General features: G+C 58.2%; 12 protein-coding genes. 6 read left to right on the top strand and 6 right to left on the bottom strand.

What is annotated here, in order from left to right:
• Positions 1-57 precede the first annotated feature (57 nt).
• The 6 genes from BMY55_RS12240 to BMY55_RS12215 all read right to left on the bottom strand — a co-directional run bounded on the left by BMY55_RS12240 (position 58) and on the right by BMY55_RS12215 (position 6,576).
• Positions 58-1,401, bottom strand: a complete 1,344-nt coding sequence (locus BMY55_RS12240) for a phospholipase D-like domain-containing protein (RefSeq protein ID WP_245744734.1) — start codon at positions 1,399-1,401, stop codon at positions 58-60.
• A gap of 29 nt (positions 1,402-1,430) precedes the next feature.
• Positions 1,431-1,745 carry a cytochrome o ubiquinol oxidase subunit IV gene (gene cyoD / locus BMY55_RS12235; protein ID WP_091430990.1) on the bottom strand — a complete coding sequence of 105 codons (315 nt, stop codon included), beginning with the start codon at positions 1,743-1,745 and terminating at the stop codon, positions 1,431-1,433.
• Positions 1,742-2,365 carry a cytochrome c oxidase subunit 3 gene (locus BMY55_RS12230; RefSeq protein WP_091430988.1) on the bottom strand — a complete coding sequence of 208 codons (624 nt, stop codon included), beginning with the start codon at positions 2,363-2,365 and terminating at the stop codon, positions 1,742-1,744. The genes cyoD and BMY55_RS12230 overlap by 4 nt, the downstream gene beginning before the upstream one ends.
• Positions 2,365-4,458, bottom strand: a complete 2,094-nt coding sequence (locus BMY55_RS12225) for a cbb3-type cytochrome c oxidase subunit I (RefSeq protein WP_091430986.1) — start codon at positions 4,456-4,458, stop codon at positions 2,365-2,367. The genes BMY55_RS12230 and BMY55_RS12225 overlap by 1 nt, the downstream gene beginning before the upstream one ends.
• Entirely contained in the window at positions 4,455-5,417 is a 963-nt protein-coding gene (locus BMY55_RS12220; RefSeq protein ID WP_245744733.1) for a cytochrome ubiquinol oxidase subunit II, read from the bottom strand. Before BMY55_RS12220 ends, BMY55_RS12225 begins: the two co-directional genes overlap by 4 nt.
• Before the next feature lie 427 nt (positions 5,418-5,844).
• Positions 5,845-6,576: a response regulator gene (locus BMY55_RS12215; RefSeq protein ID WP_177179342.1), complete on the bottom strand. Its 732-nt coding sequence runs from the start codon at positions 6,574-6,576 to the stop codon at positions 5,845-5,847.
• A gap of 67 nt (positions 6,577-6,643) precedes the next feature.
• Here BMY55_RS12215 and BMY55_RS12210 point away from each other — a divergent pair, with 67 nt between their 5' ends.
• The 6 genes from BMY55_RS12210 to BMY55_RS12185 all read left to right on the top strand — a co-directional run bounded on the left by BMY55_RS12210 (position 6,644) and on the right by BMY55_RS12185 (position 14,931).
• Positions 6,644-8,854 carry a hybrid sensor histidine kinase/response regulator gene (locus tag BMY55_RS12210; RefSeq protein ID WP_091430982.1) on the top strand — a complete coding sequence of 737 codons (2,211 nt, stop codon included), beginning with the start codon at positions 6,644-6,646 and terminating at the stop codon, positions 8,852-8,854.
• A 125-nt stretch (positions 8,855-8,979) separates the two neighbouring features.
• Positions 8,980-9,339, top strand: coding sequence for a c-type cytochrome (locus BMY55_RS12205; RefSeq protein ID WP_245744732.1), 360 nt, complete (start codon positions 8,980-8,982; stop codon positions 9,337-9,339).
• Between the two features lie 106 nt (positions 9,340-9,445).
• Complete coding sequence (locus BMY55_RS12200; RefSeq protein ID WP_177179341.1) at positions 9,446-10,570, top strand: cytochrome-c peroxidase; 1,125 nt, start codon at positions 9,446-9,448, stop codon at positions 10,568-10,570.
• Between the two features lie 72 nt (positions 10,571-10,642).
• Positions 10,643-11,701 carry a cytochrome-c peroxidase gene (locus tag BMY55_RS12195; RefSeq protein WP_245744731.1) on the top strand — a complete coding sequence of 353 codons (1,059 nt, stop codon included), beginning with the start codon at positions 10,643-10,645 and terminating at the stop codon, positions 11,699-11,701.
• Complete coding sequence (locus tag BMY55_RS12190; RefSeq protein ID WP_177179340.1) at positions 11,698-12,246, top strand: Rieske 2Fe-2S domain-containing protein; 549 nt, start codon at positions 11,698-11,700, stop codon at positions 12,244-12,246. The genes BMY55_RS12195 and BMY55_RS12190 overlap by 4 nt, the downstream gene beginning before the upstream one ends.
• A gap of 15 nt (positions 12,247-12,261) precedes the next feature.
• Entirely contained in the window at positions 12,262-14,931 is a 2,670-nt protein-coding gene (locus tag BMY55_RS12185) for an arsenate reductase (azurin) large subunit (protein ID WP_091430976.1), read from the top strand.
• The last annotated feature ends 13 nt before the right edge of the window (positions 14,932-14,944 follow it).

Raw genomic sequence — 14,944 nt, 5'->3', positions numbered from 1 at the left:
GCCTTCGTCTACAGGAGTCTGGAAAACGCGGTGCGATCCAGTCCATGTTCCGCGCCGTCACAGTACCGGCGCACCAAGCCGGAAGACCCCCTCGACCACCCTGCGTGGCAGGCGCGCGCTGGCCACGCCGCGCTTGCAATCATTGAATTGTGTTTGAAACCACGCTTCGAGGGCGGCGTTGCTGCCCGTGTCATGGCAGAACATTGCGATCTCGAAATTCAGAAGCAGCGAGCGCATATCGAAATTGGCCGAGCCCACCCAGCCGGTGTCATCGATCAACCCGGCCTTGGCGTGAAGCATCCCGCCCTGATGCCTAAGAACGGTTGCGCCGATCTCCTGCAAGTCTCGCAGGAAAGGCCCGCGCGCAAAATCCGTGGTGGGTTGGTTCGACCGTTCCGGCACCATGATACGCACGTCGAGGCCATTGCGAACCGCTGTGGTCAGGGCAAGCTGCAAGGGTTCGGTCGGGACGAAATATGGCGTCGATATCCAGACGCGGTCGCGCGCTCTGTGGATCAAGTTCATCAGCGCCAGATATAGGGTATCGCCAGGCTCGTCAGGGCCGGACGGAACAACCTGCAAGGTCGCATCACCGGTGAATCTGCACCGGCCGATCATGTCCCCTGCGGCTGTCTTGCCGGTCACATCCCAGTCTGATGCGAAGACATCGATGAACGGCTGCACGGCGGGTCCGGAGACACAAAAGCTCAGGTCGGTCCAGGTATTCTCTGTCGGTCCAAGATAGTGAGAGCCGATGTTGCGCCCCCCCGACCAGACCAGGCGTCGGTCGGCGACGACAAGTTTCCGGTGATTTCTCAGGTTCATGTGCCCGTTGTCAGGCGGATGTATGAACGGAGAGAAGTAGCGGACTTCCCCACCTGCTGATTGCAATTCCTTCAGCGCCGCGCGCGGCCGCTTCAGCGCGCCAAGGCGATCGAGGTTCAGGCGGACCTTTACACCGGCGCGCGCCTTCTCGGTCAGCCGGTTGACAAAGGCTGTTCCGGCCTCGTCGGGCGCAACGATGTAAAAGAGGATATCCAGCGATTCTTTTGCAGCATCCAGCGTTTCCTGTAGAGCCTCGTGAGCGGTGCTGGCACTGTCGTGCAGCGTGAATGTATTGCCCTTGGTTGCAGGCGGTGCCCCGAGCTTTGCCAGCGACCGCGCTGCCGGGCCATCGGCAACGGTGCTTGCGATCGGCGCCATAAGCGCGACGGGGGGAAACCGCGATCCCTGCTTGCGAAAGCCCAGCATCAGGAACAGCGGGATGGCGATATAGGGCACAAGAACGATGAACAGCACCCAGGCCGCCGTCGATTGTGCAGTCCGACGCTGCTGAAGCACGAAGATCACGGCAAGCGCGGTCACGAGGACGCCGACGACAATCAGCGCATGTTGGGTCACCCAATGCAATCAGTCGGCCTCCGTGTTGCTCACATCATCCTCGTCTGAAGGCTCGCCATGATCCAGATGGTGCCGCCCGCCATGATCGCGAGCAGAAGCACCGTGAACAGGATGAGTTGCAGGTCTTCGCGTTTCTGCCGGCTGAAGTCGATGTGGAGGAAGAACCGGAAGTGAACCACGATCTGCACCAGCCCGAAACCGGCGATCAGCCAGAGCGTGGCGCCGGTGGACCATCCGGCCCAGGCGACCACGCCGAACGGGATCGCGGTCAGGATCAGCGCCAGCCCAAGGCCAATCAGATAGGACCGCCGCTCACGGCGGAATTCGGTGTCGCGGTCGTTCATGCCAGCCCTCCGAGATATATGATCGAGAAGATCCCGATCCAGATGATGTCAAGGAAATGCCAGAACAGCCCCAGCCGCAGCAGGCGCGTCTTGACCGGCGTCGTCAGGCCGACGGAGACGACCTGCACCATCAGCACCAGCCCCCAGAGAATCCCAGCAGTCACATGAAGCCCGTGCAGCGGCACCAGCCCGAAAAACCCGGAAAGAAAGCCGCTGCGGCTGGGGATCGCCCCCTTGGCGAACATGTCCGAGAAGTCCCGCAACTCCAGCGCGAGGAAAGCCGCACCAAGCAGCAGCGTGACCGCCAGCCAGCCCAGCAATGCGCCCTTTCCGCGTTCGTATTTCAGCGCAAGCGACGCCATGCCGAACGTCACCGAACTGGCCAGCAAGACCATGGTTTGGGTGAAGGCGCTGCCAAGGGTGAACAGATCTTTCGGCCCCGGTCCGCCGGCCGTGCCCGGCAGTTGGGTAATGTAATTGGCGAACATCAAACCGAAGATGATCAGGTCACTCATCAGGAAAACCCAGAAGCCAAAGACGAGTGTCTCGGCCTTGTCGTGGGCGTGTCCATGATGCGCACCAAGGTTGATGCCGGGGTGCTTGATTGTGTCCTGTGCCATCAGACGACCCCCTCGGGCAGCTCGCGCAAGGCATGGCCACGGTTTGCGGCGCCTTGCTCTTGCGTTCGGTCCACCGGCTCAGCGGCGCGCACGGCATCGAGCCAGCGGCGATAATCGGCGGCGACCTCGGCCGCAGGGATCGTGCGCTCGGTTTCCGCAACGAAGCTCCGCGCGATCATCGCGCCAACGATCACCAGCAGGGACAGGGCAGCCAGCCACCAGATGTAAAAGACCAACCCGAAGCCAAACGCGCCCGCCGCGACGCAGAGGATGAAACCAAACGCGGTATTGGCGGGCATCTCGACATCCTCGAACTCCGGTGGCTCCTGATAAGCGTCGCCATATGCCTTGGCCACGGCGAAGGCATCGCGCTGCGTGATCTCGGGCACCACGGCGAAGTTGTAATCGGGCGGCGGGGAGGAGGTGAACCATTCCAGAGTGCGCCCGTTCCAGGGATCGCCCGCAAACACGTTGTTTGCCTTCCGGTCGCGGATGCTGACGAACAGCTGCACGGCCAGCGCCCCAACGGCGCACAGGACGACCGCGGCCCCGATGACGGCGACCAGCATGAAGGGCTGAAAGGCCGGATCGGCAAAGGCAACGGTCCGGCGCGGCATACCCATCAATCCGACGACGTAAAGTGGCATGAAGGTCAGAGAAAACCCGATGATCCACAGGCAGGCGGCGATTTTCCCCCACGTCTCGTCCAGACGGAACCCGAAGGCCTTGGGAAACCAGTAGTGATAGCCCGCCAGCATCCCGAACAGCACGCCCGGGATCAGCACGTTGTGGAAATGGGCCACCAGAAACAGCGAGTTGTGCACTTGGGTGTCAATGCTCGGATTGGCAAGGATCACGCCGGTCAGGCCGCCGATCACAAAGAGGATCAGGAACCCCACCGAATAGACCATCGGGGTCGTCATCCGGATGCGCCCCCGGAACATCGTCGCCATCCAGTCATAGACCTTCACGCCGGTCGGCACCGCAATCAGCATTGTGGCGATGCCAAAGGCGGCACTGACGTTGGCGCCCTGGCCCATGGTGAAGAAATGATGCAGCCAGACCGTGAACGACAGCACCGCGATCGCCATCGTCGCCCAGACCAGCGAGGGATAGCCGAACAGGCGCTTGCCCGAAAAGGTCGCGATCACCTCGGAGTAGACACCATAGGCGGGCAGCACCAGCAGATAGACCTCGGGATGTCCGAACAGCCAGAACAGGTTGATGTAGTTCATCATGTTCCCGCCCAAGTCATTGGTGAAGAAATGGAAGTCGAGATACCGGTCGGCGGCCAGCATGAGTGCTGCCACCGTCAGGGGCGGCATGGCGAAGATCAGGATGATGGCGGCGGTAAGCGCGGTCCAGGTGAAAAGCGGCATGCGGAAAAAGTGCATCCCCGGCGCGCGTTCCTTGTAGATTGTCACAGCGAAGTTGATACCTGAAAGGGTCGATCCGACACCCGCGATCACGATTGACCAGATCCAGTAATCAGGGCCCGGGCCGGGCTGGAAATCCATGCCTGTATACGGCGGATAGCCGGTCCAGCCACCGGTTGAAAACTGTCCGACGACCAGCGAGACCATGACAAGCGCCGCTGCTGCGGCCGTCATACCCAGGCTGATCTGGTTCATCACTGGAAAGGACACGTCCCGCGCCCCGATCTGCAAAGGCATGACATAATTGATCAATCCAGCCACGAACGGCATGGCGACGAAAAACACCATGATCGTGCCGTGGGTCGAGAATAGCTCGCCGAAATGTTCCGGCGTCAGGAAACCGCCGCCCAGACCCGCCGCCTGTTGCGTGCGCATCACCACGCCTTCCAGCACGCCACGCAGCAGCATCACGAAGGCCAGCACCACATACATGATTCCGATGCGCTTGTGATCGACGCTGGTCAGCCAGTTGCGCCAGAGCGGTCCCCAGAGGCGAAACCACGTCAGCAAGGCAACCGTCACGGCCCCACCGATCACCACGACCGACGCCGCTCCTGCGCCAATCAACTCACTTGTGGTCGGGTTTTGCCAGGCAACGACAATTGAAAAACTGTCGATCCCGATCCTGCCTGTGAACCAGTTCCACTGGTCGATCATGGTTTGGCTCCAGTGGGCAAAGTGTTTTGAAACGACAGTGATCCGGGCTGCTGTTCCGGCAGGACGGGGACTGACCCGCGATACCGCGCGATGATCGTATCGAACAATCCGGGGTCGCCCAGACGGAAAACGACTGCTCCGTCCTGCGTGACCGCCGTTGGAAACGCCGCACGCAGTTCATCCTTGGTGCCGCGTTCGGATAGCGTGGCATAGGCTGCGGCGTCCAGTGGCGCAGCGACCTGACGGGCCGCATCGAGCCAGTTTGCGAAACCCGCGTCTGTCATGGCGGTCGCCCGAAACTTCTGGGTATGAAAGCCTTCACCGCTATATTGCATGTTCTCACCGGTGTAGTTGCCGGGGCTGTCTGCGCTGAGGTGCAGTTGCGTGCGCATCCCCGGCATCGCGTAGATCTGTCCGCCAAGCGCCCCGACCATGAACGACTGCATGACTGTGTCCGAAGTCAAATCCAGCGCCAGCGGGCGGCTCGCGGGAAACGCCAGTTCACCCACGGTCGCGATGCCTTCACCGGGATAAATAAATAGCCATTTCCAATCGAGTCCGACCACCTGCACGCGGGTCGCCGCGGCGGCTGGTTCGATCGGGCGATAAGGATCGAGAAGCGTCGTGCTGCGCCACAAAAGGACGCCCAGGAAGGCGATGATGGCAAAGGGCACGCCCCACATGACCAGATCGAGCCTGCGGGACTCGTCCCAACCGGGTTCATATTTCGCGGCTCGGTTGTTGTAGCGATAGCGCCAGAGCATCAGCGGAACGAAAATAAGAACGGGCAGGACGGCGATCATCGTAACGGCTGTCACCTGATAGAGAAGTCCCAGTTGATCGGCCGCGATTGATCCTTTCGGGTTGAGCAGAGACCCAGCATCGCGTGTGCAGCCGCTTGCCACCAATGCCAATGCAAGCAGGATGAAGCGCGTCAAAGAGATATTTCCGAATCCCATGCATCAACAATAGGTTGTCAGACTGCCCAGTGGCAATCCGCGAGCACATTACAAATGGCAGTCCGACAATTGCCTGTTTATTCAAACGAACCGTGGCAGGCGGCGCACAGGCTCAGATCATGTCTTCTGAGATAGGCTGGGACTGCAATGGCCGAGCAAAACCTTGTCAAACGGCGCTGCAAAAATCGGTCACTTAAGGGTGCCAGGGTCCGGCGTCATAAATTGGCGTCGCGCCCAAGTTTCCGCGCTCTCGGTTTAGCCGGCGAGTTCTGGGTGTTTTGGCCCGTCGGGATCAACCATGTATGGGAATGGGTGATTGTAGATACGGCGCACTGATGCAGAAGCACGTGACGTGAGGTGCCCCTAGATTTGTAGACGCTTTGCTTGGTAATTTTGGAAGCACGGGGAAATGTCTAATTCCTATTGGTTATGTGAAGTCCTGAACACCGGGAGTTCCAATTTTGGCAGCCAAGGCATAGCCTGATCCGTGAACGGTCTTGATCAGGTCTGGTTCAGCACCCGCTGTCACGAGTTTGCGTCGGATGCGCGCAATGTGCGCATCCAGGGCGCGATCGGTCACGTGAACGGATCCACCATAAAGCATGTCCATCAATTGATCGCGTCCCACGACTTCTCCGGATCTTTGAACCAACGCGACCAGTATCGAATACTCGGTCGAAGTCAAAGGTACGTTCGTTCCGGATGGCGCCGCGATCTTGCGTGTATCGGTGTCCAGCCGAAACCCGGAAAAAACTGTTTCCGGGCCTTGCGGCGCTCCCTGAGGTTCCGGTTTTGTTGAAGCACGGCGCAGGACAGACCGGATCCGCGCCAGAAGCTCACGCGGCTCGAACGGTTTGGCGACATAATCATCGGCCCCGATTTCCAGCCCGACAATCTTGTCAACGACTTCATCCCGCACCGTCAAAAGGATGATCGGGATCGACGAAACGCGACGCAAATCTCGAACAACCTGAAATCCGTCGATGTCAGGAAGGCCGACATCAAGGACGACAAGATCAAATTCGCGATGCTCCATCAGCAGACTCATCTGCGTCGCTGACCCAGCTGACGCAGTCTGATAGGCGTATTTTGACAGGAAACGTTCGAGGAATTCGGTAACCTGATGATCGTCGTCGACGATTAGAATGCTTTCTGGCATTGTTCTCTCAACTACATGACTCCGCTTCATTATTGCCCGTGTTCACCTGCCATGACAAGATTGAGACATGCTAGGAGACTCCCGACTGACGCCCCGTACCAAAGCGCGCTGGACTGCCTTGGCAGCAGGTGTATTGCTGCTGGGCATCGTCACCACTGGCCTTTTTCTGGGGTCACAAACACGAAAGCAGTTTCTTGATATCGCCGATGGCTGGTCGGAGTTCGCCAGTGAGGCTGACCGAAAGGGTGCCTTAATCAGCGCGATTCGCGGGCATCTAGGGTATGGTGGCATTATCCATTCCTTCAAGAATTACGTGTTGCGAAAAGATGAAGCTTATTTTCAGCAATTGCTGGACCAGTTGTCGCAATTTGATGCCGCGATGGGCGACTATCTTTCGTTACCCATTTCGGATGCAGAGCGCGAGTCGCTGATCACGATCGCCATGACTATTGATGCCTATCGTCAGAAACTACTTGTCGCCCAGCAGGCGGCGGTCGACGGCTGGACCGCAGAGCAGACCGATGCGCTGGTACGGGTCGATGACACTTCGGCATTGGCAGCCTTCGAGACACTGGAAACGATTTGGCAAACCAACAGAAAGCGGCAAACTGAACGGCTGATCACTTCTGTGGATCGTGGTCAGGACCTGATCCGGATTGGTTTCATGTCAATGGCGCTTCTTGTGGTCGCGTCGCTGACGCTGGCGTTTGTTTTCTGGACTCTTTTATCGCAGATGCAGGTCTCGATGACACAATTGTCCGGCGAACTGGAAATCCGAAACCGGCTTGAGAAACGCGCACAGCGGCTTGCACAGGTGGTGGAGCAAAGCCCGGCGACAATCATGATTACCGATACGGAAGGACATGTTGAATACGTGAACCGTCATTTCGAAGACCTGTCTGGTTGGTCCCGCGACGAGGTCATGGGGCAGACTCCAAAATTTCTTCAGTCGGGTGATACGGAAGACAGCGAATACAGACAGATGCAAGCTTTGCTGGCCGAGGGAAAAACATGGCGGGGCGTGCTGCACAATCGCAAGAAAGATGGAGGCAGTTATTGGGTCGAAACCACTATCCTGCCGCTGCGAGGGGCTGATGGATCAGCACACAGCTATCTTGGCATTGGCGAGGATATCACTGAACGGCTCAAGACCCGGGAACAAATGGCCCGTGCGCAGAAGATCGAAGCTGTTGGGTTGCTGGCTGGCGGGATCGCCCATGATTTCAACAGTGTCCTGACGTCCATACTGGGATCGACCCATCTTGCAGCACTGGATGCCGTCCCGGACAGTGATATCGCGCACGAAATCGAACAGATCGAGATCGGCGCCCGCCGCGCTCAGGTTCTGGTGCAACAGTTGCTGGGATTTGCGCGTCGCAAGTCCGGCAATCCTGTTCCGACGAACCTGTCCGAGGCGGTGCAACAGGCGCTCCGGTTGATCCGTGCGGCGACGGCACCAACAACGAAGTTCATGTTCGATGCCAAAAGCGTCCCGGCATGGGTTGCCGCCGATCCGACCCAATTGCATCAGATCATCATGAACTTGTGCGGCAATGCGGCCGAAGCGATTGGCGGCAAACCGGGGGCCGTGAAAATCACTGTAAAGGAAGATATCGACGCCTCGCGCACCGCAACAAAAGAGGTGCCATATTGGGTCCGCTTGCAGGTCGAGGACAATGGGCCGGGAATGACGGAAGATGTGCGTCGGCGGGTTTTCGACGCCTTCTTCACCACCAAACCCCTTGGCAAGGGCACCGGACTTGGGCTTGCCGTCGTACATGGGTTGGTCACCGACATGGGCGGAAGCATCGAAGTCGAGAGCATTGCGGGGCAGGGCACCTGTTTCACTGTCCTTTTACCGGGCAGCAACGCATCCGATGAAGAAGCCAGCGGTGAAACCGACACACCACCTTATGGAACTGAGCGGCTACTGATCGTGGATGACGAACCCGAGGTTGCCGCCACATTGCGCCGCAGTCTGATGCGGTATGGCTATCGGATCGAGGCCTTCACCTCGGCGACTTCGGCGCTGCGTAGCTTCGAAACTGCCCCGGACCGCTTTGACGTGGTTATCACCGATGTGGTGATGCCTGACCTGAACGGCGTTGAGCTTGCCTTGCGACTGAGATTGGCGCGTCCAACTCTGCCGGTTGTTTTCCTGACCGGTTTTGCGCCACGACTTGACCCGATCACAGGGCCGACGCCAGCGATTATTGCGAAACCGATCGACCCGAAATCACTGGCAAAACTCTTGCGCAAGCACCTCGATGCGACCTGAATAGCGCCGTCACATATCGTCACATTTCACAACATTTGGTAACGCTGTCTGTCACATCAACGCAGATGGTCGGTGCTATCGTTGGGACAGAACGCAAGAAAGCACGTTGAATCCAGGGGGCTCGCATGCCGCAAATATTGACGAAAGGGACTTCGGTGAAATCACGACTTATTCTTCATCTCGTCATTGCGTTGGCGGCAACTGCATTTACGCCGACATTTTTGTCAGCGCAGGATGCGGATGCTGGCGAAAAGGTCTTTGGCAAGTGCAAGACTTGCCGTCAAGTTGGCGAAAAAGCAAAGAACCGCGTTGGTCCCGTCCTCAACGGGATTGTTGGACAATCGGCAGGTGCCGTTGAGAGGTTCAAATATTCCGATGCAATGAGCAATAGCGGAATTGTCTGGGATGACGTCACACTTGCCGCGTATCTGACCGACCCGACGGCCACCGTGCCGGGCAACAAGATGTCTTTTGCAAGCCTATGAAAAGACGAGGAGGTGGTCAACGTGATCGCCTTTCTTGCCACTTACAACGCAGATGGGACAAAGAAATGACCCGTTTCGCCCCAAATTTCGAAAAATGGAGGATCACATGACCCGATCGACCAAGGCAAGGCGGGCGACAGCGTTTCTTGCAGGCATTCCCGCACTGGCGTTAAGCGTTGCCGCGACCATGGTATCGGCCCAGAACGCGGATGCGCTTGGGCCATTGCCAGAGCCGAAAGAAATCAACCAGACGCGCGCCGACCTGGGGCGCATGCTGTTCTTCGATACCCGTATGTCGGGAGATACCGCATTGTCCTGTGCGTCCTGTCACAGCCCTGAAAATGGCTGGGGGGACGGCGAGGCGCTTTCGGATGGCTATGGTGATTTACTTTACTTCCGCAACGCGCCCGGCCTCTTTAATGTTGCCAACCGCAATTATTTCATGTGGGACGGGCGGCTCGACGGTTCAGATCTCGGGACGGTTGTCCGCGACATGCTGACCGAATCGCACACGATGAATATGGACAGCCGACTGGCGCAAGAACGGCTCAAGCAAGTGCCAGAATACATGGAGATGTTCCAGGCCGCCTATGGGGCCGAGCCTTATGGCGGACGCATGTATGGTGCGATCGGCGAATTCCTGAAGACGATCCGGACCGAGAACGCACCCTTTGACGCCTATATGCGCGGTCAAGAGGATGCACTGTCTGACAGCGCCAAACGTGGTCTGGCCCTGTTTGAAGGAAAAGCAGGCTGCGCTTCCTGCCATTCAGGCGCGATGCTTTCTGACGGTGACTTGCACGCGACCGGTGTGCCTGACCATCCGGACCTTCTAGGTCTTGATCCCGAAACAGCGGAAGACACGGCCAATCGGCAGATCACGATGCTACGGTTTTATGCGACCTTGGGAACCCCTAATTACATGAACCTGCGTGAAGACGTCGGCCAGTATGTGGTCACCAAGGACGAGGCCGACATTGGCAAGTTCGTCACGCCCTCGCTTTGGGACATCGGTCAGACAGCCCCCTACATGCATTCCGGTGTCTTTGACACGCTGGCCGAAGTGGTGCGGTTTTACAATGCGGGAAGCGTTCAGTCCGAACCGCTTGGCCTGACGCCATCGGAAGAGGCGGATCTGGTCGCTTTCCTGAACAACCTGACTGGTGATGCGCCTAACGTGACCGAGCCTGAATTGCCTGACTACGCGCTTCGCGAACTCGGCCAGAACTGAGGAGACGGTCCAATGAAAACACTTTCTGCAATCCTGACAGGCGCTTCGGCTCTGGCATTCGCAACCTTTGCATTGGCGCAGGACGACGTGCCGCCTTTGGCAACCTTGTCACCTCCGCCAATCCCAGACGACAACCGCATGACGCCGGAAAAGATCGCCCTTGGTGAACAGCTTTTCTGGGACGGCCGTCTTTCCGGAAATGGATCAATGCCCTGCTCGGCTTGTCACCTGCCTGATGCCGGCTGGGGAACGGGCAGCCCCATCAGCTTTGGCTATCCCGGTACGCAACACTGGCGCAACAGTCAGACGATCCTTAATTCGGCCTACTACAACAAGGGCTTCTGGGAAGGCAGCGTAACCTCGCTTGAATCGCAGGCCAAGGGTGCTGCGGGCGGGGCCGTTGCCGGCAATGGCGACGGCTCGATGATGGAAATGCGGTTGCGTTTCGTCCCTGATTACGTCCGCGACTTCAAGAAGGTCTTCGGCACCGAGTGGCCTCAGGTCGCCCACGCCTGGGACGCTATTGCCGCCTATGAGCGCACCATTGTCACCGACGCTTCCAAAGTCCCTTTCGACCGGTATCTCGCTGGTGAAGAAAGTGCAATGACGGAGTCCGCGGTGCGTGGTATGGAAATTTTCAACGGCGAGGCGGGCTGCATTTCCTGCCACAATGGTGCGTTGGTCTCGGATCAGAGATTCTACAACATCGGTGTGCCTCCGGCGGCGGAATTCTCGGAAGATCCGCTGTACCAGATCACCTTGCGTTGGGAACTGTACCAAAAAGGTGTGCCCGAGGACGTTTATCGAAACGGGGATAATGACCTCGGTCTTTATCACGTTACCAAGCAGCCAAAGGACAAGGGTAAGTTCCGCACACCTTCCTTGCGTGAATTGCGCTGGACAGAGCCGTATATGCACAACGGAGCGTTGTCTGATCTTGCCGATGTGGTTGCCTTCTATAATGGCGGAGGCGGTGAAGGCCAAACAGCAGGATTGCAGCCGCTGGGCCTGAATGAGGCGCAACAGGCCGATCTGGTCGCTTTCCTCGAGGCCCTCTCCATGGACGAACCGCTTCTGCTCGATGAGCCGGAGCTCCCCGAAACCGCAACATGGTCGGAGTTCCAGCAATGACCCAAACAACAAGATCAAAAGCAGGTGGAACCGCCTGCTCAAGTTTTAACCGCCGCGACTTTCTGATCCTTGGCGGGACCTCGGTGACGGTTCTGGCCACTTTCGGGATGGGCGGCGCACAGGCGCAGGAGTTGGTGTCCTCCTCCTATGTCCGTACAGTGGTGGGTAAGGTCTCCGAGCTTAAGCAAGGTATCGCGACAACCTTCAACTACCCGAATGACAACGTGGAAAACGTTCTGGTCATGCTCGACGAAGAAGCAGGCGGCGGTGTGGGAGAGGCACGAAACATCGTGGCTTTCAACACGATCTGCCCGCATCAGGGCGGCTATATGGGAGCCGATGACTTCAAGCGTCCGCATTCGGTGCTGGGCCCGTGCCCGATCCATCTGTCTACTTTCGACCTGACCAAACACGGGATGCTCGTGTCCGGTCATGCCGTCGAAAGCCTGCCACAGATCGTGCTCGAGATTGATGGCGACGACATTATCGCAACCGGGGTCATGGGTCTGTTCTACGGCTACAGCCAGAACCCGTCCGGCGCGTGAGAAAGGATCAAGAAAATGGCTGATACAACTCTTCGCAACCGCGAGTCCGTACCCCTTCCGCCACCTGATGCGGAAGTCCTGACCACCGCCTGCAGCTATTGCATCGTTGCCTGTTCCTACAAGGTCTACCGCTGGCCGGTCGGCAAGGAAGGCGGCACGCAAGCTGATCAGAATGCTTTTGGCGTTGATTTCCCAACCTTTGGTGCCCCGTGGATTGCGCGCAGCCAACACAATGTCGGCATGCATGAAGGCAAACCTCATAATTTCGTCGTCATCGCCGACGCAGATGCCGAGGTGGTCAATCCGGGTGGAAACTACAGCGTCCGCGGAGGGACGCTGGCACAAAAGCTCTATAATCCCGAGACGCCCACGAAAGATCGCCTGAAATACCCTATGGTACGTATCGGCGGCGTGCTTACGCCTGTCAGTTGGGACCTCGTGACCGATGTCATGGCGGACGTGTCGAAATACGTTTTGTCAAAATATGGTGAACATGCCTGGGGCATGAAGACGTTTTCGTACGAATACTTTGAAAACACTTACACGATCCGCAAGCTGGTGGATCGCGCCATCGGAACGCCGGTACATGCCTGGCACGACAAACCGATGCGCGGGCCGGATGCCACGGGGCTGGATGATGCCGGGATCAACTCGTTTGCTGCGACTTATGAGGACTGGGGCAAATGCGACGTTGCTTTCCTCTCCGGTGTCGACCCCTATGAGACGAAAACAGTTCTGTTCACCGAATGGATGATGAACGGAGACAACCCCAACAAGAAGATGATATTTGTCACACCGCACCGCACGATGGGGGTCGAATACGGGATCAAGAACGGTGGTTTGTGGCTGCCGATCATTCCCGGCACTGACACGGCACTGCATCTGGCACTGGCCAAGATCATCATCGACAATGGCTGGCAGGACCAGGAGTTCATCGACACCTGGGTGAACAACCGTTGGGAGCTTGAATCCGGCTACGGTCGCGGCACCCGGAACACGGGTTGGCAGTGGCGCACGACTTGGGGCCGTTGGCAATCGGACTGGGAAGACTTCCAGAAGTTCATTGCGAACGAACCTGCGGCACAACTCGAAGAAGCCGCACGCATCACCGGCCTTCCGGCCGAGGATATCATGCGCTGCGCGGAAATGATCGCAAAGCCGAACGAGGATGGATCGCGACCGAAGACATCGTTCATGCTGGAAAAGGGCAACTACTGGTCCAACAACTACATGAACACCGCGTCGCTTTCGACCCTTGGCCTGATCTCAGGCGCGGGCAATCGCCCGGGCCAAGTGATCAGCCGTGGCGGCGGCCACCAGCGCGGTGGCATGGGCGCAGGCCCCGGCAAGGGCTTCCTCAGCCCGGAAAAACATCCCGGACGCCGCAAGAAGCCGCTGAATGTGGACCGTTGGGTAATGGACGGCAAGGTGCGTTTCATGTGGACGATGGGCATCACATGGTTTCCGGCGATGCTCGCCAGTCAGGAGCTTGCCAGCCGTGTCGCTGACCTCACGCTGCGCAACGCCAATCAACCGCGTTCGGTTGATCGCGATCACCTGGTCGAAGTGTTCAAGGCGCGGATCGACAGCGGAGGCATGATGCTGGTCGACAGCAATATCTATCCGGTCGAGCCGCTGAATACGCAATACGCCGACATCGTCCTGCCGGCTGCCGGCTGGGGAGAGGAAGACTTCTCCCGGTGCAACGCCGAACGGCGTTTGCGGCTTTATGCCAAATTCAACGACGCACCGGGCGAGGCCAAACCAGACTGGTGGGCGATGGCTCAGTTTGCCCAGAAAATGGGGTTTGAAGGCTTTGACTGGAAAGACAGCAACGATGTCTTTGAGGAAGCGGCGCGTTTCTCCCGGACGGGCGTTCTGAGCTACAATGTGCTGGTCAAGGAAGCCAAGAAGGAAGGCAAACGAGGTCACGAAAAACTGCGTGAACTCGGGACTACGGGAATCCAGACGCCAGTTCGTTATGTCAACGGAGAGATGGTCGGAACTGGCCGCCTGCATGATCCAGAGAACGACTGGGGTGAAATCGAAGGGGATACCAAGGACCAGAAATGGCTCTATGCCTTCTCGACCCACACCGGCAAGGCCAACATCCTCAAGACGCCATGGGTGAATGACAGCTGGTCGGACTTCTATGAGGCCATCAAACCCCGTGCCGAAAAAGGTGAGATCTGGATCACCAACGGCCGCGTCAACGAGGTCTGGCAGTCGGGCTTCGATGATCTTCGCAAGCCCTATCTGGCCAAGCGCTGGCCCTGGCCACATATCGTTATCCACCCGGATGACGCGGCCCCTCAAGGTATCGAGTCGGGAGATTTGGTCGAGGGGTTCAACGACACGGTGTATGTGCAATCGGGTGAACCTGTCGGTGTAAAAGCGGACGATTTGAGCTTCGCCAAGCTTATGGAAAACGGTCACATCAAGACCACTACGGGTCAGTTCGTCGCCGTCGCTATTGTCTCGGACGAGATGCGCCCCGGCGTTGCCAAGGCGGCTTTCAACTACCCCGGCTCCATGGCGAACTCGGTGTGTCACGCGGTGCCTGACCCGGTGACCGGCAACTACCGCTACAAGCTTGGCCGTGGTGTTCTGCGCAAGGTTGGCGAGAGTGCGTATAAGGACAATTTCCTCGAGATGTCGCTAAAGCCTCGACCGATCATCGGTTAAATCATCTCCCTGC

Origin of the sequence: Aliiroseovarius sediminilitoris, from assembly GCF_900109955.1 — a bacterium.
Taxonomy (GTDB): domain Bacteria; phylum Pseudomonadota; class Alphaproteobacteria; order Rhodobacterales; family Rhodobacteraceae; genus Aliiroseovarius; species Aliiroseovarius sediminilitoris.
This window is presented reverse-complemented; position numbering and strand designations above follow the sequence as displayed.